General features: G+C 38.5%; 2 protein-coding genes. One reads left to right on the top strand and one right to left on the bottom strand.

From position 1 onward, the window contains the following. Positions 1-322 precede the first annotated feature (322 nt). Positions 323-838: an RNA polymerase sigma factor gene (locus IEV50_RS19535; protein ID WP_188417605.1), complete on the top strand. Its 516-nt coding sequence runs from the start codon at positions 323-325 to the stop codon at positions 836-838. 34 nt (positions 839-872) lie between these two features. Here IEV50_RS19535 and IEV50_RS19530 read toward each other — a convergent pair whose 3' ends face one another. Next, positions 873-1,277 (bottom strand): response regulator, encoded by a 405-nt coding sequence (locus tag IEV50_RS19530; protein WP_229746823.1) that lies wholly within the window; start codon positions 1,275-1,277, stop codon positions 873-875. Positions 1,278-1,330 lie beyond the last annotated feature (53 nt).

The following is a 1,330-nucleotide window of genomic DNA, read 5'->3' as shown; positions in this document are numbered from 1 at the left end:
TTCAAGGGGGTCAATTTGGATTGGCGCAAAGGGGTCTTTTTCCTTTGGCGAACCTTATCAAATTAACTCGGCTAAGGGGAACTTTTTAGATTGGCGAAGAGGGGTCAATTTGAAGCGGTTTATCCAGGCATCATCCAGATTGGTTGGATCGCTTACAATATTGCCATATAAATCATAAATATCTTGATAAAGCAATTGGATTTTGTAATCCAGTGATAGCATCAGGTGATTATAATTCCAAGTCACCAACAATGTTACATCAAACTGAATGTATTTGGTCAGGTAGTTGCGGTAGTTCAGAATACCTCCTAATATAAACCCTATGACTAACACCCAGTTTACCCAAATTATCACTCAACACAATACGAGTCTGTATAACTTCGCCCTTAAGTTCACAAAGGATGCCGATGATGCAAACGACCTGTTGCAGGATACAATGATGAAAGCCATCAAGTTTTTAAATAAATTCGAGGAAGGGACAAATATAAAGGGTTGGTTGTTCACCATTATGCGCAATACTTTCATCAACAATTATCGAAGACGCATCAAGGTGCAATCTATAGTTACTCAAGAGGAGGATATCTCGTCTTATAATTTGCTGCACAGTTCAACTCGTAATGATTCTGAAACTAGTTTCGCTATGGGTGATATAAAACGGGCCCTTAGTGGACTGACAGACACCTATTCTGTTCCCTTTGTTCGGTACGTTGAAGGCTACAAGTATGAGGAAATTGCTATAGAATTGGGTATACCGATAGGAACGGTAAAGACAAGGATTCACCAAGCTAGAAAACATCTGCAAAAGCAACTTCAAATGTATAAGGAGCGTATAAACTAGGGGTAATTGAGCCAAACGAAGTGGCTTTATAAAGTTAAGTAATTTGTTGATTTACACAACTAATAAGCTCATCAATATCAAATGGCTTATTGATAAAAGCTTTGGGTTTGCAATTGAAACCATCGAGCACACTGGATTTCTTATTAGCAGACATTAGGACAACTGGGATATGTTGGGTATGAGGCTCACTCTGTAAATTAGAACAAAGTTGCCTGCCATCATGCTTTCCAAGCTGCACGTCTAATAGTATTAAATCAGGCTTGAACTCTTCTGTCAATGGCATTAAATCAGAGGGATCATAAGAACACTTAGATTCGAAACCTGCATGCTTGAATATCTCACCAACAATCCAGAGTATTTCTTCGTTGTGTAATCGGGAAATAACACTGCACAAGAATTGGCAATTAAGAGTGCACAGAAAACGGCAACAAGAGTGCACAGCTTTACAAAGCTAATCTTCTGGTTCTAACTTGCAAATATTGTTTTCCTATT

This window comes from Pedobacter mendelii (genome assembly GCF_014635725.1).
GTDB lineage: Bacteria > Bacteroidota > Bacteroidia > Sphingobacteriales > Sphingobacteriaceae > Pedobacter > Pedobacter mendelii.
This window is presented reverse-complemented; position numbering and strand designations above follow the sequence as displayed.